Origin of the sequence: Chitinophaga sp. XS-30 (genome assembly GCF_008086345.1) — a bacterium.
In the GTDB taxonomy this organism is placed as follows: Bacteria; Bacteroidota; Bacteroidia; order Chitinophagales; family Chitinophagaceae; genus Chitinophaga.
This window is the reverse complement of the sequence record NZ_CP043006.1, coordinates 4,106,001-4,127,513: the sequence shown is the minus strand read 5'-3', so window position 1 is coordinate 4,127,513 and position 21,513 is coordinate 4,106,001. Positions and strand designations below refer to the sequence as shown.

Below are 21,513 nucleotides of genomic sequence, written 5' to 3'. Positions count from 1 at the left end.
TATGTCTGCAGGTTTTGTTTACCAGCCAGGGTTCTGTACAAGATTTTCACTTCTTTGCATTTCGGCCAGTGGTATAGGGTACAGGTAGTTCTTACGCTTGAAGCTACGGGTCTGCACCTTTCTGCGCACATGATATGCCACCTTGTTCCCATCCGGATTCATACCGGTAAAGTCACCGCCCTGACCACCCTGTCCGGGTGCATTTTCGGCTATCATCCACCGGCGTACATCGAAATACCGCTGTCCTTCCGTAGCCAGCTCTATACGCCTTTCGCGGCGTATGGCTTCGCGCTGTAAATCCTGGTTGCCCATGATGGCAGGGTTCAGGTCTTCCAGCTTCGGGATGCCGGCACGCTCCCGTATCAGGTTAACGTATCTCAGCACATCCGGGTCCGCAGGCGACATTTCATTGAGCAGTTCGGCATAAAGCAGGTAAAACTCTGCCAGGCGGAATATAATGGAAGGCCTGTACATGGAGGTTACTCCCGGGGTACGGCCATACACCGTACGGTTCATCCGCTTGTATAAAAGATATCCCGTAAAGGGGGCGCCATCTCCTACAGAGTTATCCGAATTGCCACCTTTGTAAAACTGCGTTTCATTGTTGCTGATATGCCATTTTTTGCCGGAAAAAGTGATCGTGTTATAAAAACGGGGTTCACGCCCGATATACATGTTGGAAACTTCTACTTCATCGAGCGTGGAAAAACCGGTTTCGCTGTATGCAGGGGATGCCGGAAGGAAAGAAGTGCTTTTGACAGGATAACCATCCGACATGTAAAAATCATCAACGAGCTCCTGCAGTACGTGAAAGGCGCCCAGGCCGGAAGGCTCGCTCCTGGGAGTGGCGTACTGGTCAAAACCACCGCCGTTGTAAGCTTTCCAGGATGTGGCCGAATTGGCCCAGATAATTTCCGTATTGTACACCTGGAACAGTTCATATACAGACTTTTCGGGATCGAAAGTGCCGGCGTTTTTGTAAAGCTGATACCGTCCGCCCTGTTCGGCATATTCGATGAATTCTTTACAGGCCTGCACAGCTTTCTGCAGTTTGCTGTCGTCGCGATCCGGGAACAGGCGTTTGCCGTCCTTGTTCGTCAATTGCAACCCCTCGGCAAACCCTCCGTTGAAGAGCGGGCTGGCGGCATATGCCCATAACTTTGCCCGAACGGCTAATGCTACGCCCTTGGTGGGAACGGCACGAAAAGATTCATTGTTGTGGTAGGGCTCCTGTTCCATGCCTTGCATAGCTGCCAGCAGCTCCGTGTCAATAAAGTTTATCACTTCATCGAGAGAATTACGGGGCAGATCCAGCTCGTCTTCCAAAGTCATGGAGTGGTCCACAATAGTTATGGGTCCGTAAAGCTCCATCAGGTAATAGTGGTACAGCGCCCTCATAAACCGCACATTGGCTTTGTATCGCTCTACTTCAGGTTCGGTGAGCACGGCAGCGCCGGGGCCGCCCTCCTCTACAATGGGCTTCGCTTCTTCCAGGAATATATTGGCCTGGCGGATACTTTCGTACAGCGTTTTCCATCTTTGCGCAGCGGAGTTTGAGGAATTCCACTCGTTATATTTTCCAGCGTTGTTGGCCAGCCTTGTAAAGATCTCATCGGCATAGGCTGTCCATGGGTTGCCCATACCGTCTGTTTCTACCCATACCATAGAATAATCGGGGCGGTTATTAAACACCTGGGAGTACCATTTTCTTGTACGGTCCACGTTATCAAATACCTGGGAAATATCGCTGATACCACCTGCCACTTCATCGGACACATCCAGGAACTTGCTGCAGGACGTAAAATATCCCAGGGTAAGTGCTATCAAAAGCGTATGTATAATTCTTGTTTTCATGCTTAAAATTTTTTTGGCCGGATTTTATAAGTTTACCTCAAGACCGAATGTAAAACTGCGGGACATGGGGTAGCTCATACCCTTGTTGCGGTTGCCCATTTCCGGGTCCCAGTATTTTACATCATCCCAGACGTAAAGGTTGTACCCCATCAGGTACACCCTGGCGCCGCCCATCCTCAGTTTTTTGGTCAGCTCTTTTGGAAGCGTATAGCCTATTTCAACATTTTTCAAACGAAGAAAGCTGCTGTTCCGCAACCACCAGGTATTGGGCTCTTTGTTGACGTTGTAGGCATAATGACTGTGGATTCTCGGCATCACAACATCCTGACGGGGATTGTCTGCCGTCCAGCGGTCCAGGAAGGCCGTCCGGTAATTCGCTTTCTCCACGCCCCAGTTGAAAGGCCAGAAATTACTGTTGCCCTGACCCAGCAGGGTAGATGAATTGCCGGTTCCCTGGAGGAAGACGCTCATATAGATTCCTTTATACTCAACATTTAACCCAAAACCAAAATTGATCTCGGGGTTTTCGGGATTGCCTATCCCTCTTTTACGGTCATTGTTGTCAATGATATTGTCATTATTCAGGTCAGCAAATTTAATATCGCCCGGTCCCAGTGTGCCCTGCATGGATACCACAGGCAGGCCTGGCTTCAGCTGGTAGGAGTAGGTGCCGTTGGCATTTTCTGTTCTGACGAAATCGTCATCTGTATAGAGTCTCTCGGCAATATAGAGGGACTGATCGCCCACCCGCGTACCGGTAACTGCCATCCAGGGATGGTTTTGCGGCAGCTCATCGTATTCTACAATTTTGTTGCGGGCAAAGGTGAAGGTCCCCCTGGCAGATACCCTGAACTGGCCGATATTATGGCTGCTTTTCAGGCTTGCGTCCACACCATGATTATCCACAATACCATAATTTTCCCAGGGATTGGCATGGAACCCCGTTGCGGCATTGATCGTATTGCGCTGTATCAGGATACCCGAACGGCGATTGTTGAAGTAGTCTGCCGTCAGCTCGATCGTATTGTCGAAAAATCCCAGATCGACCCCCACATTGCGCTTTTTCTCGATTTCCCAGGCAATGGTATTGTTGACAAACAGCAGGTCGTATATACCGGCTCCCATGCCATTGGTGCCGCCGGTAGAACCAATGCCCTGATTGAAGGTATGACCGCTCGTATTGAAGGTGGCCCGGTAAAGGAAACGGGAGCCGCCTGTATTATCATTGCCGGTACGGCCGTAAGACAACCTGATCTTGGCGCTGCTCAACACATTCCGCAGTGCTTCGGGATAGAAAGGCTCGTTGGAAACAAAATAGCTTACGCCCACGGCAGGGAAAAACCCGAACCGGTTTCCTTCCGCAAATGCTTCGCTGCCCGTATAACCGAAATTTCCCTCAATAAAGTAGCGATTGGCGAAAGAATAGGTGGCACGTCCCACGAGGCCCTGTTTCCGGTAGGGAAGCACCGCATCGCTCCGCTGGTTCTCTTTCTGCATGTAGAGTACCATGCCGCCTACAGTATGCTTTCCGAAAGTACGCGCATAGTTGAGCGATCCTTCCACATATATATTGCGATAGGAACTGGTACCGGTAAATTCTGGATCTGTCAGCTGGGGGCTGCCGGAAACAGATGTAATATATACCAGCTTGCCGTCCGCATCGCGCCCGGTGGCGTTATACAGGCTGGGCCAGTAGTTGCGCAGGGTAGAGGCATTGCCTTCATAGTCCAGGCTGACCCTGGCACTGGCACTCAGGCCGGTTGTAACGATCTTCAGATCCTGGGTTACCCCCACGTTGGATTGTATCTGTGTGCTGAATTCCTTCCGGTACCCCTGGTTATACAGCATATTGTAGGGGCTGCGATTGTTGCCGTCACTCTGTATCTGGTATGTGGCCAGGGTCCCGTCACTGTAAATGGTAGGGAACAGGTGTGGCGGCGTATTGAGCATAAAGCCGAAAATATCATCGGGTGACCGGTTAGCAGTGAGCCTGTTAACATACTGGCCGGCGAGGTCTATATTCAGTTGAGTGGTCTTGCTTACTTTCAGATCAATATTGCTCCGGAGGTTATACCGCTGAAAGTCGAAGTCGCTGTCATATTTGCCCATGGGGTTTTTCTTGAACACCCCTTCCTGGTTGAAATAGGCCATCGATACGAAGTATTTGGCATTTTCCGCTCCGCCCCTGAAATTTAACGTGTAGCGCTGGTTCTGCACACTTTTCGCCAGCAACTCCTTCATCCAGTTGGTATTCGGATACAGATCGTTATCCTCCCCGCTGCGGTACCTTTCAATCTGTTCCGAGGTCTTATAGGGATCAAAACCATCGTTAGCCAACGCTTCATTGGCCAGTTCAAGGTACTCCCACGAATCTACGAACTCGGGCAGTCTTTGCGGACTGGCCGTTGAGTGTTCGGCACGGAAAGATATCCTGGGTTTGGATACAATCCCCCGCTTGGTGGTTACAAGAATAACGCCGTTTGCGCCTTCAGCACCATAAACCGCCGTTGCCGCTGCATCCTTCAGCACGGAAAAGGTTTCAATCTCGTCCGGTTCAATATCATTTATCTCACGCGGGATACCGTCTACCAGGATCAAAGGGCGGGAGCCTCCTCTAAAGGTACTGATGCCCCGGATCCAGAACTCCGCATCATCCCTGCCCGGCTCTGCCGTACGCTGGATGCTTATCAGCCCTGAAAGCTGACCGGCAAGGTTACCTGTAATATTGCCGGTGGGGGACATCAATTCGCGCGAACCGATAGTGCTTATGGAACTGACCATGGCTTGCCTCTTCTGCTTGCCATAACCTACTATTACCACCTCGTCGGTCAACAGCACATCCGGTTGAAGTACAACATTCAAAACAGTACGGCCATTCAATGTCGTGTCTTTGGTCAGGAAACCCGTATAGCTGAACGAAAGGACATCTGTAGCCAGCGCGTCAATGACATAGAGCCCCTCATTATTCGTGGCTGTACCAATCGAGGTGTTCCGGATCCTGACGGAAGCGCCTACCAGCGGATCTCCATCCGAACTGGTTACCTTGCCTGTAATACGCTTTCTGCCTTGTTGCGCCTCCTTTGGCACAGTGCCATTATTTTGTGAATAGGCGATGCCTGTACTGATCAGTTGGAAGAGCATGGCAAGCGCTCCAACAGATAGTATCCTGCACAGTCCTGAAACAGACTGTGCGTTTTTTACTTTCTTTAAAAGTTTTCTCATAACTATGAACTTTGATATTCCCGTTGGTATTTCTGTATCAGTATTTCTATGTCAGGTTTTATATGTCAGTTTGTTTTAGCGGGGCCAGACAACGCATAGGCGCACCATAAAAGGGCTGCCTGACCGTGCAGGTCTCCTGTCCACCGTCTTCTGTCCAGATAGTATTGATAATCGTTCTTCGCCCCGGTCCCTTCGCACACATTCCTGATATCGTAGTTGGCATCCAGATAAGTCAGCAGCGCAAGCCACGCTTTGCGGGCGGCAGTGCCATATTTTTCCTTATCGAGCCAACCGTTCTTTACACCTGTGATCATAGCGTATGTGAACATGGCACTCCCGGATGTTTCTTTCCATGATGACATATTATCGATCAACTGGCCCCACATCCCGTCAGACATCTGGTATTTCAGTAAAGTCTCCATCATCTGCTGATAACCCTTCATAATTCTTTCCCGGTAAACATTATAACGGGCCTCTTCGGGTAGAATACGCAGCACTTCCGTCATTCCAACAGCCATCCAGCCATCGCCACGGGCCCAGAAAAACGGTGCGTCAGGAGCATGAAAAAACAGGCCGTTGCTGCGTTGCAGCCGGTCAAGGTATAGCACCATTTCCCTTGCGGTACGCTCGATGTACCTTTCATCTCCTGTAGCCAGGTATGCCTGGGCCTGTAATGCCGTAATCATGAACATGTCATCGATCCACAGGCGCGTCTGCCAGGAATAACCATCTGCGTACCAGTCTTTTTGCGATTGCGTTGCTGTGGAGGGCAGCGTCCACTGCCCGTCGGCATACTTCATCCCAAGTTCCTTGTACCTGCTTTCTTCTTTCCGGGTATATATTTCAAGCGGAACCGCTCCAAAAACATAATAATCCACTTTATTACCCGCGGTAGTATTCAGGTCCGGCTGCAAATGCTTTTCGGTCGTAAATAAAGGCTCGAATTTGTCCACCAGTGCATTGTACAGCGCATCATTTTTGGTGGCTTTTGTAAACCAGAATGCACCCAGCCATGCACATACGTCGGGATAGGTAATATGATCGGCTGTGTACTGGGAGTTTACGTTCCCCCAAAAGGAGGGCTTTGTCTGCAGAAAGCGTTCGGTCAGTTTTATGCCGATTTTTTCAGGCTGAGACCCTTCCGGAAAGTTTGCCAGGTCATACGCTGTGGAGTCTTTTTCCACATCCGGACCGGGTTCCGGCTCGGGTTCAGCACTCCCTTTGCTGCAACTGAATAAGAAAACCGCAGTGAAAAAAAATACAGCTGGCAATACAGATATTTTCATACGTGGATTTTATCGTTATCTCGTCTGCTATGGAATGAATAGAAAATTCAGTCTCTGGCCAGACGCATCTTTCAGTACATTGTGGAATATATTGCTGTACAAAGTAAACAGATGCCATTCATGAATTCTGTTCAACTTTTTGACGAATCGTATCAAATAGCTGGCGCTTCCTGCTATATTGACATAATTCCGGTATAAGGCAATCATATTCTAATGCCATTATTTATATTTGAGTTTAACAGGACGTACTATGCATCGTTGGCTTATTCGGCTTGATAAAAAAATGACGAAATTTCTCTGCTATATTGCCTTGCTGCATCTGATATTGCCAATTGCCGCTTCCCCATGTCATGGCCAATATTACTTCAGACATTACCAGGTTGAAAATGGATTGGCCCATAATGCCGTTTCTTCCATCATACAGGACAGCAAAGGTTTGATCTGGATAGGAACAAGAGGTGGCCTGAATAGCTTTGATGGCTATACATTCAAATCCTATGAAAACAAAAATCACCCGGTCAACAACATCGGCAATAATATAATAACGGTTCTCCTGGAAGATGCTAACAGCGCGTTATGGGTAGGGACAGGGAAGGGTTTATTTAAATATGATCCATACAAAGAAGTTTCTACAAAAGTAGCAGCTGTACCCGCAACTTATATCAGTCACCTGGCATTGGATGATCATAATCATCTCCTGTTATTGACCGGCAACCGTTTATACCGGTACAATAGCGACAGCCAGACGGTGGAAGACCTGGAAATCAGAGGGTCGTGCATTGCGCGTGGCATCAACAATGAACTCTGGATAGGAAGAGAAGATGGCACAATTGGTAAATATAATTTTGAAAACCGATCAATTGAAAATATCCCTATAATTGACCAAAGCATTCCCTTGCACTTAAGGTCTATCAGCAGGATATATCCCATTAATGAAGATGAACTGCTGATCGGGTGTTTCACCCAGGGGCTTAAAATTTACAATCATAAGACCAGAACCTGCAGGCCTTTAGCGTTATCGCACAACAACCGGGCATCAATATACGTGCGGGATATTGTAAAGGGAGAGGAGCAGCAATACTGGATAGCGACAGAGTCCGGGGTATATATTTACAACCTCGCCACTGGTGTTGTGCAACACCTGGTGAAAAGAACCGGGGACCCATACTCGATATCAGATAATGCCGTATATACCATTTTCAGAGACCGGGAGGGCAGCATGTGGGTGGGCACCTATTTTGGCGGCATCAATTATTATTCAAAAGAAAATGCAAAGTTTGAAAAATACTATCCTCTTCCCGGGACTAATTCAATATCAGGGAACGCTGTAAGAAAAATAGTTCCTGGTGAAAAGGATAATCTATGGATCGGCACTGAAGATGCGGGCATTAATAAACTGGATCTGAAAACAGGACAGTTTACCAATTACACTGCACCCGGGAACAAAGAAAGCATCTCCTACTACAATGTACACGGATTGCTGGCTATAGGCAACCAGCTTTTCATCGGGATGTTTTATAACGGTCTTGATATCATGGATACCCGCAGCGGTAAAATTACGGACCGGTTCAAGCTCATCAAGAACAACGGTGATGAAACCAGTGATTTTGTAACCTGTGTTTACCTCACAAGGGATAGCACTATACTTATTGGTACAGCCTATCATGGCCCGAGCCTGTATGTCTATAATCCCCGGCACAAGACTTTCAAAAATGTCCCGCAAATTCCGCACAATGTTTATACATTCGATATAACGGAAGACAGTCAGGGTAATATCTGGACAGGAAGCGTATCAGACGGCGCATTTTACTTCAATCCTGAAACAGGCCGGCATGGCAACATACGATTCGGTGACACTTTGAATAACAAAATTATAGATGAATTTGCAGTATTTGATATTTTTGAAGACAGCAATCATGCTTTATGGTTTGCTACAACCGGCGGCGGGTTGATAAAATTGAGTCCCGACCGGAAAACGATCAAAAAGTACACTACGAAAGACGGGCTGCCCACGAATGTATTATATGCCATCCTGGAAGATCATTCCAAACATCTATGGATCAGCTCGCTCAAAGGTATCATCCGTTTCAATATCGCAACTGAAGAAGTAAGGGTTTATACACAGGCCAATGGATTGATAACCGACCAGTTCAACTATAACTCTGCTTATAAACATACCGATGGGAAAATGTACTTTGGTTCGGTTAAAGGGATGATCGCTTTCCATCCCTCGTCATTTGACCCAAAAAAAACAAGCCCTCCAATCTACATTACCGGATTCCAGATCAACAATAAAGAAGTAACACCCGATACGACAAACAGCCCACTTTCCCAATCTATTTTATATACCGACACCGTAGTACTTCAATACAACGAGAATAGCTTCAGTATTGAATTTGCGGCATTAAATTTTTCTGCACCGGAAGTAACAAGATATAAATACCGGATGAAAGGTCTCGATGAATCCTGGACCTATCTCAGCACCAACCGCAACGCCTATTTTACAGACCTGGCGCCGGGGAAATATGAATTCATCGTACAGGCTGAAAGCAATACCAAAAGCTGGGTAGGTAAGGAACGTCATTTGACTATCAGGATACTGCCACCTTTTTGGAAAAGCAATACAGCGTATATATTATATACATTGGCGCTTGCTGCCTGCTTATATTTCCTGGTGCGGTTCTATCACCGGCATCTCGAAAGAAAGAATCTCCGAAAACTGCAACTTTTTGAGCACGAAAAGGAAAAAGAAATTTACAAGGCAAAGATCGAGTTCTTTACCAATATCACTCACGAAATTCAAACACCGCTTACACTCATCGCCGGACCTATTGAGTGGCTGAAGAAAAAATTTGGTGAAGATACTGACATCAAGAAAAGCCTTGCAATAGCCGAAAAGAATACCAAAAGACTGGTAGAGTTGTCCAGTCAGCTACTTGACTTCAGGAAAACCGAGGCCAACCAGTTCAGCCTGAGCTTTGTTAAAACAGATATTATTGCGCTGGTTGCCGATCTTGTCAATGTATTCAAACAGCAAGCCAACAGCAATAATGTTGATTTAAACCTGGAATTACCGGAACGCCACTTTATGGCGTTTGTCGATAGAGAAGCCTTTATCAAAATATGCACCAATATGATCTCGAACGCTGTCAAATATGCGGCTGAGAAGGCAACAGTAACTATCCATACCATAAAAGATTCCGACAAACGCTTTACTATTCTTTTTATGAATGATGGCAAAGGCATACCGGAAGAATTCAGACAGCAGATATTCGAGCCCTTTGTCAGGTTGAGGGGAAACAATAAACCGGGAACCGGTATTGGTCTGTCGCTTGCAAAGTCGCTTACTGAGCTGCACAACGGATCGCTGCAGTTGCTTTCCGGTAAGCAAAATTCAATAATTTTTGAGCTGCAATTGCCCGTGCATCAGAAGTTTGAATTTCAATTGAGCAGCTGGAAAAAGATAGAATGACAGGAGGGAAGCCACGCTTGTTACAAACCAAATAGCCTTTGTATAGTGGCTGCGGGAGCTGGTAACCTGGGGCAGTCGTACAAAGCCTGCATTTACTGTTGATTTATCGCTCTTTCAGGAGCGAATTGGAATATTCCAAAGGGTTAACCTTAAAATACTTTTGAAAGTTCCGGGTAAAAAGACTTTGCGAACTATATCCCACCATTTTTGAAATTTCATATAAAGAAAATTCATTCTCCGCAATTAAACCGGCCGCTTTTTTCAGGCGTGTAATGTCAATTAATTCTTTGGGCGATAATGATGAAAGGGATTTTATTTTTCGGTAGAAAGTAGTGCGGCTCATAAACATGTGCTCCGCCAGCTTGTCAACATCAATATTGGGATCTTTAATATTATCACGAATATATTCATCCAGCTTTTTAAGGAATGCTTCGTCTGTTTTCGAATGCGCCATTACTCTTACATCTTCAAAAGGGGAGCAGGCAAAATGCTCTTTTATTTTCAGCCGGTTTTTAAGCAGATTAGAGATCTGCACCAGCAATAGCTCTTGTGAGAAAGGTTTCTGGACATACGCATCCGCACCTACTTCCAATCCTTCAATGTGGGCCTGATAAGTATTTTTGGAAGTTAACAGGATGATAGGAATATGGCAGTATTCTACGTTAGACTTGATCAGCCGGCATAGTTCAAAGCCGTCGATACCGGGCATCATAATGTCTGATATGATAAGATTTACCACTTCGGTGTCCAGTATGCCCTGTGCAACTTCCCCATTAGGGGCCAGCAGGATCTTATAGTTCTCGCCTAGAACGATAGATAAAAAATCCAGGATATCCTCGTTGTCGTCAATAATAAGAATGCTGTCAGTCATGTTATGCTATCTTTTTCCATAGTCCCATTCAGGCTTCCGGGAGTTCCGGTGCAGATTATGCCCATTGGGTCTTGTATTAGTGATGTATAGGAATTGCGTGCTAATACACCATTTACCTGGTGCTTGAAGTGGCATTGCCCATAACGTGGGGAGGGGAATGTCTCCTGTACCAAGCTTCCGGGTAAATAGTCATAGAACCGGCACATAATCGCTGCGTTAAATATACATAATTGTTTGTATTGGAGTATGCTCAAATTTCCGGGAAAATGTGATTTTGGGAAATCCTGGGTTGGCCGTTACTGGGATGACGGTTGCCTGTTGACGTGGTGGCATTAGTAAACAAATACACTAAAAATCAATGTATTAGGTGATTGCCAGGCCTGGATCCGGACAATTTCCATTAAGAAGCCGAATAGCTTGTTTAGAGGAGGGATGCCGTCTTGCAGCCGCGCTTTGGGCAATACCCTGTTACCTGCTGGTTTTCTAATCATTTTTTTCTAATGCTTGAAATATCTTACTGAGGATAAAATACGCTCTTGTATGGGGATACCAATTTCCGTATGCACCGGAGGTCATGGCAATTACCATATTTTCCTCGGGAACAACTACCAAATGATTTCCGCCATTTCCTGATGCCCATAGATAGTTAACTTCTCTTCTGCCAAACTTTCTTCTTGTTCTGTACCAAAGCATACCATATCCGTCAGCCAAAGGATTATAGTCCCCTATTGCAGTGGAGTATTCGTTCAATAGCCGATTCATATAATCATAATCGGCTAACTGTTCATTTCCCCATTTTCCTTTGTTAGCAACCAATAAACCCAATTTTGCAAAGTCCAGCGTTGAAATGTAAAGATTACCAGCGGCGCCGGTTTGATTTGCTGCATTAGTGTACCAGTAAAACTCTTTAATCTCCAATGGGTCAAAAACCTTTTGTCTGGCATAATCCCTTAGACTCATACCAGACTTTTCTTCGATGAGCGCCCCGATCAGAACAGCGTTGATATCAGCATAAACCCATTTTTTCCCAGGCTCGCTTGATAATGGAACGCTTAACAAATACTTCACCCATTCGTCCTTTGACATCCATTTCCCTGCGCTGCCCATTGTTTCAGGGTTGTCGGAATCGGCATCTAAACCAGAAACCATGTTCAGCAGATGAACTAGCCTGACCTTCTTATAATCATCATGAATTGAAGGGTATTTTTCCTTAGGAAAGAATGAGTAAACGTCCTGCTCTAAATTTTTTACCAATCCGTCTTTGATGGCTACGCCCAAAAGCAAAGCAGTAATACTCTTTCCCGCAGACCGAATGTCATGTATGTGATTACGCCAAAATGTATTGTAGTAATTCTCCAGTACAATTTTGTTGTCTTTAATTACAATCAGTCCTCTATAATCTCTCTGCTTGAATTTGGCCATAGTATCATTAAGCGCATTAATGGAGTCTTTATTGAAACCAGCATCTTCCGGGCTAATAGCGGGAATATTCGGGATGGCTTTCATTTGTGCATATGTGGAGTGCGATAGGAACAAAAGGAAAAAGATCAGGGATTTTTGCTTCATAGCTTGGATGGAGTTTAATATTGTCGTGTTAATTTCAGTTTAACGTTAATAGGAGGTAACTCCCAAATATACGCAATAACCCTTTGAACGCCATGCTGCCGTCTTTGAGGATCAAGTAAAATTCCTGTGGGGGCTCATCGGTTTGTTATAGCACCTTATTCCGGGTAGCGGCTGTTCATACTATGATCAATGCCGGGCCGCTACCTTGTGATGAACGAAGGATAACCGAAGGATCACGCCGGGGCACGTGGACTTAATGCGGAAATGGTCTGAAGTTCGTGCGGGTTTGAAAGATCTGGCGAGGGGAAGATACCGCCAATAGCAAGCCCTCCATAAGGACTGGCGCTTGCGGGAAACTGACTGGAAATATGGTGTGGGAGGGTCTGCGTTCAATGGATGGGTTACTTAACAAAATGTATCCTCAGGCGGGGAGTGGCCTATTCCCGCTGGATGACTGGCGGGGTTGGGGAGGTGTATGCGGAGGCTATTTTCTGCTGATGTGCAATGCCTGCCAGTGATGGCCACCGCTGCTGCAACATCGCAGCTTGCTGGTATCCGGGTTTGTGGTAGACCAGCTTTGTCTGCGGCTCCTGTACGGCAATGATATCAGCGGCGAGGTATTTCCGGTTAAAAGATGCGCTGCTGCTGCACATACCTCTTACCTGCAGGGTTACGATCAACGTTCCCTTGCCGGGCACATCCACATGCAGCGCCGCGCCCGCAAATGCCTCGCGGGTATCCAGCTCGATCATAGCGGTTTCCGTGCCCGTTACCCGGCGTTCCCCGAAATGAATGCGGGTGGCGATCACTTTTACTTCCAGCATGGTGATACCCCTGAACTGCGGCAGTACCTGCGGGGGAATATGCAAAATACCGTCCTCAGCGAGTGTTGGCGCTACGGTAAAGAAGCGGTCTGTTCCCGTGTGCTGGTTGAAGCGGAAGCCTGCGATGGCCCCGGTATTGCCGATACCGCCTTTGATGATCGTTTTGTTGAGGCGGTTGATATGGCTGCCATCGCAACGAACATCCAGTTCACACCGGCGAATGCGCTGCGGATAAGACGGCCTTTGCTGCTGGCGGCGCCGAAGCGCTGTGCGGCACGGCGGGTGGCAGTCGTCTGCCGGACGGTTTCCGGCATGCCGCGGAAGTAGTGTTTACCGTCCCGGTAATAGCCGATCATATTGCCGGCCTTACCCGTGAAGGTAAAGAAGGAGGTTTGTTTTGCCATTGGATACGGTATTTGTTAACATATGAATATAACACTTCTTCCGGATAAAATTGGCAAGGGAGTTGATGATTAATCATTTATCCTTTCTTTTTTTGGAGGAAAACGTTTTTCAATCCTTATTTTTGATTAAACCAATTATGACAAGATGATTAAACACTTATTATTATTTACGTTCATTTGTTTTTTCTTCCTTTTCCGTATTGGCCCAGGAGTATGAGTTGCCCACTGAAGCAGCTATTACAAAACGCGTACAAGCTTATATCAGCGGCCTTGAGCAGACAGATAACATGGTGGATGAAGAGAGCGTCCGCTGCGAATGGAGGGTACCCAAATCACAATCCCTGAACTCAGCGAAATTGCATGCATTCACGATATCCTTTTATCTTAATGAGGATGACGAGGTATTGTCCAGTAAGTCCGCAGTATTGAAAGGATTGGGTGCAACGGAAATTAAAGACGCCCGTGCCGAAAAACAGAAAGGATACCTATATCAGATGACTACAAAAACTCCGTTCGGGACCAGCAATGCCGTATTTTTTACCGCCCCTGGAATAGGTGCTGAAGTAACGGTGAGCAAGGCTTTGTCAGCTGATATTCCCGAGCTCAATAAGGAGGCCGTCGCCAACCTGATCTTAGAGTTGCTGGGGAAATAAAGTGTCGTCATAGCTATAGTTAGTATTTTTCCAGATCGTTAAACTGGTTGTTCTATTAGAAGTTCGTTCAGAATATTTTCAACGGAAATCATTTGCCGGATAAAGTTGCCAGTAGATTTTCCAAATTGTTCATTGACATCTTGAATCCTTCTGTGAAGCCCATTTCAATCATCTTCTCCATGCGGGCAAGGGATTCGTTATAAATAGTAATACTGACCTTTGTTTTTCCGTTTTGTTCGTTGAACGTATAATCCCAATCAGAACCCGGCAATTGAGGGTTTTCATCTTTGTCTGCAAAAGCATTGAATAGTTTGAAGTTGGTTTTGGGGTTAATGGACGTGTATTTTTGAATAGCCCAATGCTTTTGTCCTTCCGGACTTACCATTGCATAAAATCTTCGTCTGCCAACTTTAAAATCCATGAATTTTGTTTTTGATGTCCAGGGTTTAGGCGCCACCCATTGGTCAAGGATTTCTGCTTTGGTAAATGCGTCCCATACCAGCGAAAGGTCAGCATCAAATTCTCTTGTTATGAATACCGTTTTCGCTGCTTTGTCAACGGTAAAATCAAATAGCAAATTGTTGTTCATTTTCTCTGTTTTTTTAGCGTCAGTAATACGTTGTCGAGTTGATTGAATTGCATTTCCCAAATTTTCCTGAGCTTGGCTAGCCAATTGTCAAATTCTTGCATTTTTTTTGGATTAAAGTGATAATAAATTTCTCTGCCGGAATGTTCGGGTTTGATTAACTCGCATTCCTGCAATACTTTAATATGCTTTGATACGGCTTGTCGGCTCATATCAAATTTTTCCGCCATTGCATTTGGTGTTAACGCTTGAGCAGCAATTAAAGTTAAAATGGCCCTGCGTGTTGGGTCTGCTATGGCCTGGAATAAGTCTTGTTTCATTTTTCAATATTTAATTGCGCAACCCTCAGGTTGCAAATATATGTGCAACTTTCGAGTTGCGCAAATTTAAATGCAATTATTTTGTCGGGGTAAAAGTTGGGAAGTTTTAGTTGTTGTCGGAGGGATTGTTACAGTGACGCTTACCGGGTAATTATTATCACTGATGAACGAAGAACTATTAAACGGGATAGAAGAAAGTTAAATTGAAGCTATCTGTAAGACAAGTAAATCGGTAATCGAAACTGTTTTCAAGTCGATATTTTGTTCTTTCTCATCTTTGTTAGTTCCGTTGGGGCATAACCAAATTGCTTTTTAAAAGCGTAAGAAAAATGAGATAAACTCTCAAAGCCAAGTTCCACATAGATTGAAGACGGCTTTTTATCGTTCTTTTCTATTTGATAGTGAGCCTCTGTAAGTCGTTTGTTCTGCAACCATTGCCGGGGCGACATACTAAATACCTTTTGAAAATCACGTTTGAAACCTGCGAGACTTCGTCCTGTCAATTTTGCAAAGCTGTCAATCGGAACATTGAACTGGAAGTTAGATATCATAAACTTTTCCAAATCAATTTTATGTGGTTCGGAAAAGTCAAAAAGAAAATTTTCAAGTTCAGGTTTTGCAAGCAACAAAAGTTCAACCGCTTCTTTTACCTTTAATTCACTTAGCGGATGGTCGATACTTTTCGGATTGACTGTATAAGGAATCAACGAGTTGAAAAACCCTTTCAAATAGGTACTTTCGGGCAGAAGGATATTTGATTTGCCGTGATATTTCACCGTTGTTTCCAACTGCTTTTCCAGGGCATATTGTCCCAGAATATCTTCTTTCAGAATAAACATCAAAGCCTTATAATATTCGTTATTTTTTGGAGTTTTGGTGGTCTTCACGAATTGGTGCTTTCTTACCAGATATACTTCGCCAGACCTTGCTGTAATTCTATCGGTGGAGGTCTCAAAAGTCATTTCACCCGAAAGCTGCAATAATAGAACACTTTCGACCAGCAGATTATCATATTCTGTTTCCTTTTCTGTATCCAGAGAATAGACTATGGCATCTGAAAATAAGTTCTTCGTATGCTTTTTCATCCTTTTATCAGTTATTTCTACTCAGGCAATCCTGCCATTTTAGCACTCTCTTTCCATAACAGATCTCTTGTGTTATTGTCTTGTGCAAGTTGGGAAGGATTGGGAAAGGTAAGCTTTCCCCTTACAAGTGATGCATAAATTTTGTCCGTTGGTAGCGTAACTTTACCCAATGCAAGCTCTGCCAACGCTTCGCCCGAACGTTTTGCTGTCCCCATAAAGAAAGCAGGTTTAAACATACTGACCACATAGAATAACGGTCGAATGAAAACGGGCAGCAATATTTTTATAAATGCCGATTGTTTGCCCATTAGGGATGTATCTCCGGTCAACCCGGGATTGTATGCAATCACACTGATACCGCTGTCGTCTTTCAAACTTATGGCTGAAAGGGAGCGTGCGGTAAGAAGATTGCAGAGTTTTGTTGTTGCATAGAAACGCATGCCTTTCGGACTATTTTCATCAGGATAAGCCAATTCCTCTAGGTCTAATGTCTTCGGACCAAAAAAAATGATTTCGGGGTCGTGCGAATCACTTGTCGTGATAACAATTTTACCGCCTTTTGCCAAATTCGGCAAGAGTAACCTTGCCAGCAAATAATGGGCAAGATGGTTAGTGGCAAATGTCAGTTCAAAACCCTCTTCACTTCGTTGTTTGTTATCGGTCGCTTGAATACCGGCATTTAATACCAAAATGTCAATTTTAGTATTTCCCAAACGTTGTTTTATGTTGTCAGCAAAAGAACTAACGCTTTTTAAAGAAGAAAGGTCAAGCGGAAGAATTGCTGTTCCTTCAGGCACAATACGTCCGCTTCCCCGTACACCAGCATATACTTTCGTGTCGGGCAATTCTACAAAATGTTTTAAGGCTTCTGCACCAATACCTGATGTTGCCCCTGTCATTACAATTATCATTGTGATTGAGTTTATGTTCAGGTGCAAAGGTGGGAGTAAAAAACTTAACAAACTTTCCTGTATGGCTCAATTTTCTTTCTTGTATGGCTCACTTGGAAAAATTGGGTGGTGAGTGGCTTGGTAAATTCTTTCTTGTGCGGTCGGCTTTTCTTTGTGTCGGGTATCGTCCTGTCGGCTGGGGTCGTCCTGCCATTGCCGATCGCTCACAAATATACGTAATAACCCTTTAGGGGCAAGGATAGCAATTATTTTTTGAGGTTCTTTGGAATTTACCCGTCACTCCAAACAATACGTGTTTCTTTCATTTGTTCACCATAAGCTTATTGCTCATTTTCTACCCTGCTGATGTCGTAAATACCATGCTCATTTTTAACTAAAGTTTCATTGGTAGAATTCAAAAGAAACTCATCTCTGAAAACCGATAACTTCTCAAATTGGAAATCTTTATAACTGTGGTATTTACCGTGATACAATATTTTATCCGGAAATTCATAAAGGTGTGCCTTATAGATATTTTCCTTCTGATGGTTATCCATAATAAGCACTTCTATCCGGTAATAGGTTTCTTTTAACCCTTCAGCCGAACTATAACTGGTAGAAAAACGGACACCAAATGAGGTTTGGATTTCCAAAGTTCTGTCTGTTAAGATCCATTCATAAGAGCAGAGCTTATAACTATGATCTATGAAAAAAGCATATTTCGGCTCCCCGTACTTGCTTTTTATCGTTGCCAGAAAATCCTGCTGCTCTTTTTCCGTTTTTACCTCGGTTTCGGAAAAAAATGCGACAGGTTTTTTTGTACTATCGGCCAGCGTGGAGAGGTTTTTAAAGTATATATTTTGAAATTGAGCAACGCTGTCCAGGGTGGGACTTCTATACACGAACCCGAAATTCTTTTGCGGCACTTCCAGGTCAAAGGCATCGGAAATAGTGTTGTTGATCTTATAGCGCAACATTTCATCCGTTAATGCACCATCATGTAAACTATCATGTTCAAAGTCATCTACTAAAACATGTTTAGCATAAAGTCCAGGTACGTCTTCCTGAAAACTTATCATTTCCAGATCAAATTTGCTGTTTTTTTCAAGAACCTCAGGTTGCTCTACAATAGCAACCTGACTACAAGATTGCAGCATAAGAATAATCGCGATGAAATTAACAAATCGGTTCATGAGATAAAAATTATGGTATTATTCGCCAGATGGTTTGAAAAATAATATACTGATAGCTTTTTTAACGGAATTGATTGAAATCCGTTCAGACTACTTATTTGTTGAAAGCTGATACCAGTGAGGGCTTTAAACAAGAATGGCGTCTAAAAGACGCCACATTCGTGATTCCGCTGGGATCCTGTATATGGTGCTTATATGTTCTTAGGCGCTATTTTCTATCGCTCTTCAACCTAGGTTAACGAATCGGTTAACAGACAGAATGATTTACATTGAGTCGTTTTGGGCAAATACTCACTCTTGTGCAAAGTTACGAATAATACTTTGTGATCCCTTACTTACTTAGGTTTTGGAACAAAGGGTTTTCGTCACGAGAAGCGAACATTTACATGTTCACAAATACCTAGGAGAACTCAGCCCCCCGGTTTTGCTGTAAAGTCCCGATAGCCGTTAAATGAGTGGACCGGATCCTGGATATAGTTGAACGCGAAAGGGATCGAACCAAGATTTATCCTAAATTGAAGCGTCTGCAAAAAAACAGCACATCAAAGTAAATTTCAAATCGGTAAATTTGGGCAAATCAGACTTAAGTCTTTTAATAAACATGGAACTAACAGACCAAATCGAATCAAACTCATTATTTGAACTTTACAAGGCTTTAAATCTATCGGTAAGTCTCTTTGACCTTACAGAAGGGTTTACCATTTTCAACCTGAACGAAGTTGGCTTCGAACTACCTTACAAATCGGCATCTTTTCGACCTAATTTCTTTTCCTTTTTATTTGTAAAAGAAGGGAAAGGGCAATATCGTATTGATGAACACAGTTTTGAAGTAGAGCCCCATTCTATCTATTTCACCAATCCAAGCAATTACCGAACGTTTAGCTGGCGGGAAATTCAGGATATAGTATTAATTACTTTTGACGAAACCTTCCTGAAAAAATATATCGGTGAAGACGTTTATACTGATTTTCCTTTTTTGCTCTCAGAAGTCGTTCGCCCAAAAGTTGTTACGGACAATTTTTTTCTGGAGACCGATAGCATTAACCGGCAAATATTGAAGGAGTATAGAAAAAATACACCTTCAAGGTACAAAATTATCGGTCATTTGCTGGCAGTGCTGCTTTTTAAAATAAAGGAGCATATATGGACAGATTACAATCCTATCTATGAGGGTAACAGGAGCTCCCAGATCGTCATTTCATTTAAAAGATTATTGGAACAGCATTACCGTGATCTGAATTCAGGTAAAATTGATATGGCTTTCAGAGTACAGGATTATGCCAATGCTCAAAATCTGCACCCCAATTACCTGAGCAGCGTGATTAAAAGCAAGACCGGAAAAAACATAATGGCATGGATCGCTGAAAAAACACTTACAGAGGCAAAGTCACTGTTGCAAAATGCATCCATACCGGTTAAGGAAATTACTTATAAACTGGGATTTACAGAAACCGCCCATTTCAGTAACTTCTTCAAAAAACATGAAGGCATTTCCCCGATCCAATACCGTAAATCCCATCATCTTTAAAATTCGCAACTCTTCCTTTAACTGGCGCAAGAATAGAATAATTCACCCAAAATACCTTTGTCTTGTAAAAATTGTTAAACAAGATAAATACAAACAAAATGGGACGAATATTCATTACAGGCTCGTCGGACGGGCTCGGTATGATGGCCGCAAGCCTATTGATAAATGATGGTCATCAGGTAGTGTTGCATGCCAGAAACGAACAGAGAGCTGAAGATGCACTTAAAGCCAACCCCAATGCCGAAGCTGTACTTACTGCAGACCTTTCCAGCATAGCCGAAACAATAGCTCTGGCAGAGAAAGCAAACGCAACAGGCCGGTTCGACGCCGTTATCCACAATGCGGCTGTCGGATACAGAGAATCCCGAAAAATAATAACCGAAGACGGCCTGCCGCATGTTTTCGCCATAAACAGCCTGTCGCCGTACATCCTTACTGCCCTTATAGAAAAACCGAAAAGGCTGATTTATATGAGCAGCGGGCTTCACCGTGACGGGGATAGCAGTCTCAGCGACCTTTTGTGGGAACATAAAACATGGAATGGATTTCAGGCCTACGCCGATTCCAAACTGCATAACGTCCTGTTAGCTTTTGCGGTGGCAGCCCGATGGGCGGGGACAGCGTCAAATGCTTTGGAGCCGGGATGGGTAGCCACGAAGATGGGCGGCCCAGGTGCTCCCGACAGTCTTGCTGATGCTCCGCTGACACAGGTATGGTTAGCCACATCAAGAGATCCGCAAGTATTGCAGTCCGGAGGCTACTACTACCACAAACAGCCACGGGAAGTGCATCCTGATTGCAGAGATCGGGAGATACAAGAACGTTTTATTGAAAAGTGCGCGGAGATTTCCGGAGTTAAGCTTCCGTCTTAGGACACTGGCTGGCTTATCGTTGTTGCCCGCACTTTAAAATTTGCAACTCCTGCTTTACCCTGCGCAACAATGAGCCTCCCTCCCCCTGCCAGCTTTGCATCAACAAATTTAAAAACAGATCAAAATGAAAAATTTATCAGGAAAAGTAGCCGTGGTCACCGGCTCATCAAAAGGAATTGGCGCAGCTATCGCCTTAAAACTAGCCGAAGCCGGCGCTAAAGTAATTATAAACTATAGTGGTGATCAAGGTGCCGCCGATGAGGTTGTTGCTCAGATCGAATCCAATGGCGGAGCGGCGTATGCGATAAAGGCAAATGTTAGCAGCAAAGAAGAGATCATCCGCCTGTTCGACGAAAGCATTACCCATTTTGGCAAAGTGGACATTTGGGTCAATAACGCCGGTGTGATGCTGAACAATTTCATCCGGGACCTCACCGAAGAGCAATTGGAAAAGCAATTGGGCATTAACTTCAAAGGCGTTTTTTATTCGCTTCAGCAGGCCGCTACTAAGCTTGCAGATAACGGAAGCATTATCAATCTTTCGTCTACAGTTACTCGTACCATTTTCCCCACCTATGGTGTTTATGCCGCCACCAAAGCAGCGGTGGAACAAATGAGTCGTGTATTTGCCAAAGAGATCGGTGCAAGGGGTATCAACGTCAACTGTGTATTGCCTGGCCCTACAGGTACCGGTCTGTTCCTCAATGGCAAGTCGGAAGAACAGATCGCACAGCTCGCTGCTACCAACGCTTTCAAACGCCTGGGCACCCCCGAAGATATCGCCAAAATAGTTGCGTTCCTGGCTACGGACGAAGCTAAATGGATTTCCGGACAAAGCATCGGTGCCAGCGGAGGAATGGCTTAGCGAAATACAAACAAATAATGTC

At 44.6% G+C, this 21,513-nt stretch carries 17 protein-coding genes; 5 read left to right on the top strand and 12 right to left on the bottom strand.

Annotated features, from left to right (window positions below; all coding sequences use genetic code 11):
* Positions 1–18: 18 nt before the first annotated feature.
* The 3 genes from FW415_RS16805 to FW415_RS16795 form a co-directional block, all read right to left on the bottom strand.
* Positions 19–1,854, bottom strand: coding sequence for a RagB/SusD family nutrient uptake outer membrane protein (locus FW415_RS16805; protein WP_148387356.1), 1,836 nt, complete (start codon positions 1,852–1,854; stop codon positions 19–21).
* A 24-nt stretch (positions 1,855–1,878) separates the two neighbouring features.
* The gene (locus FW415_RS16800) at positions 1,879–5,076 is read right to left on the bottom strand and encodes a TonB-dependent receptor (RefSeq protein WP_210420719.1); all 3,198 of its coding nucleotides are present in this window, start codon (positions 5,074–5,076) and stop codon (positions 1,879–1,881) included.
* 65 nt (positions 5,077–5,141) lie between these two features.
* Positions 5,142–6,362 carry a glycoside hydrolase family 105 protein gene (locus tag FW415_RS16795; protein WP_148387354.1) on the bottom strand — a complete coding sequence of 407 codons (1,221 nt, stop codon included), beginning with the start codon at positions 6,360–6,362 and terminating at the stop codon, positions 5,142–5,144.
* A gap of 283 nt (positions 6,363–6,645) precedes the next feature.
* Between FW415_RS16795 and FW415_RS16790 the strand changes: the two genes are divergently transcribed.
* On the top strand, positions 6,646–9,834 hold the full coding sequence (locus tag FW415_RS16790) for a two-component regulator propeller domain-containing protein (protein ID WP_148387352.1): 3,189 nt from the start codon (positions 6,646–6,648) through the stop codon (positions 9,832–9,834).
* Positions 9,835–9,937: 103 nt separating this feature from the next.
* On the opposite strand, the gene FW415_RS16785 is transcribed toward FW415_RS16790, so the two are convergent.
* The 4 genes from FW415_RS16785 to FW415_RS16770 all read right to left on the bottom strand — a co-directional run bounded on the left by FW415_RS16785 (position 9,938) and on the right by FW415_RS16770 (position 13,499).
* Complete coding sequence (locus FW415_RS16785) at positions 9,938–10,705, bottom strand: DNA-binding response regulator (RefSeq protein ID WP_148387349.1); 768 nt, start codon at positions 10,703–10,705, stop codon at positions 9,938–9,940.
* Positions 10,706–11,188: 483 nt separating this feature from the next.
* A complete protein-coding gene (locus FW415_RS16780; RefSeq protein ID WP_148387347.1) occupies positions 11,189–12,271 on the bottom strand; it encodes a serine hydrolase in 1,083 nt (360 codons plus the stop codon).
* Positions 12,272–12,708: 437 nt separating this feature from the next.
* Positions 12,709–13,140, bottom strand: a complete 432-nt coding sequence (locus FW415_RS16775; RefSeq protein WP_148387345.1) for a hypothetical protein — start codon at positions 13,138–13,140, stop codon at positions 12,709–12,711.
* 26 nt (positions 13,141–13,166) lie between these two features.
* On the bottom strand, positions 13,167–13,499 hold the full coding sequence (locus FW415_RS16770; protein ID WP_148387343.1) for a hypothetical protein: 333 nt from the start codon (positions 13,497–13,499) through the stop codon (positions 13,167–13,169).
* Positions 13,500–13,717: 218 nt separating this feature from the next.
* On the opposite strand from FW415_RS16770, the gene FW415_RS16765 reads away from it, so the two are divergent.
* Positions 13,718–14,152 carry a hypothetical protein gene (locus FW415_RS16765; RefSeq protein ID WP_168208849.1) on the top strand — a complete coding sequence of 145 codons (435 nt, stop codon included), beginning with the start codon at positions 13,718–13,720 and terminating at the stop codon, positions 14,150–14,152.
* Between the two features lie 88 nt (positions 14,153–14,240).
* Here the strand turns inward: FW415_RS16765 and FW415_RS16760 are convergent, their stop codons facing one another.
* The 5 genes from FW415_RS16760 to FW415_RS16740 form a co-directional block, all read right to left on the bottom strand.
* A complete protein-coding gene (locus tag FW415_RS16760) occupies positions 14,241–14,741 on the bottom strand; it encodes an SRPBCC domain-containing protein (protein WP_148387338.1) in 501 nt (166 codons plus the stop codon).
* The gene (locus FW415_RS16755; RefSeq protein WP_148387336.1) at positions 14,738–15,058 is read right to left on the bottom strand and encodes a helix-turn-helix transcriptional regulator; all 321 of its coding nucleotides are present in this window, start codon (positions 15,056–15,058) and stop codon (positions 14,738–14,740) included. Before FW415_RS16755 ends, FW415_RS16760 begins: the two co-directional genes overlap by 4 nt.
* 248 nt (positions 15,059–15,306) lie before the next feature.
* Entirely contained in the window at positions 15,307–16,143 is an 837-nt protein-coding gene (locus FW415_RS16750; RefSeq protein ID WP_148387334.1) for an AraC family transcriptional regulator, read from the bottom strand.
* 17 nt (positions 16,144–16,160) lie between these two features.
* On the bottom strand, positions 16,161–17,054 hold the full coding sequence (locus tag FW415_RS16745) for an SDR family NAD(P)-dependent oxidoreductase (RefSeq protein WP_148387332.1): 894 nt from the start codon (positions 17,052–17,054) through the stop codon (positions 16,161–16,163).
* A gap of 320 nt (positions 17,055–17,374) precedes the next feature.
* Positions 17,375–18,226, bottom strand: a complete 852-nt coding sequence (locus FW415_RS16740; RefSeq protein ID WP_148387330.1) for a hypothetical protein — start codon at positions 18,224–18,226, stop codon at positions 17,375–17,377.
* Between the two features lie 601 nt (positions 18,227–18,827).
* On the opposite strand from FW415_RS16740, the gene FW415_RS16735 reads away from it, so the two are divergent.
* The 3 genes from FW415_RS16735 to FW415_RS16725 all read left to right on the top strand — a co-directional run bounded on the left by FW415_RS16735 (position 18,828) and on the right by FW415_RS16725 (position 21,491).
* Positions 18,828–19,754 carry an AraC family transcriptional regulator gene (locus FW415_RS16735; protein WP_148387327.1) on the top strand — a complete coding sequence of 309 codons (927 nt, stop codon included), beginning with the start codon at positions 18,828–18,830 and terminating at the stop codon, positions 19,752–19,754.
* Positions 19,755–19,852: 98 nt separating this feature from the next.
* On the top strand, positions 19,853–20,626 hold the full coding sequence (locus tag FW415_RS16730; protein ID WP_148387325.1) for an SDR family NAD(P)-dependent oxidoreductase: 774 nt from the start codon (positions 19,853–19,855) through the stop codon (positions 20,624–20,626).
* A gap of 124 nt (positions 20,627–20,750) precedes the next feature.
* Complete coding sequence (locus FW415_RS16725) at positions 20,751–21,491, top strand: SDR family oxidoreductase (RefSeq protein WP_148387322.1); 741 nt, start codon at positions 20,751–20,753, stop codon at positions 21,489–21,491.
* Positions 21,492–21,513: the final 22 nt, after the last annotated feature.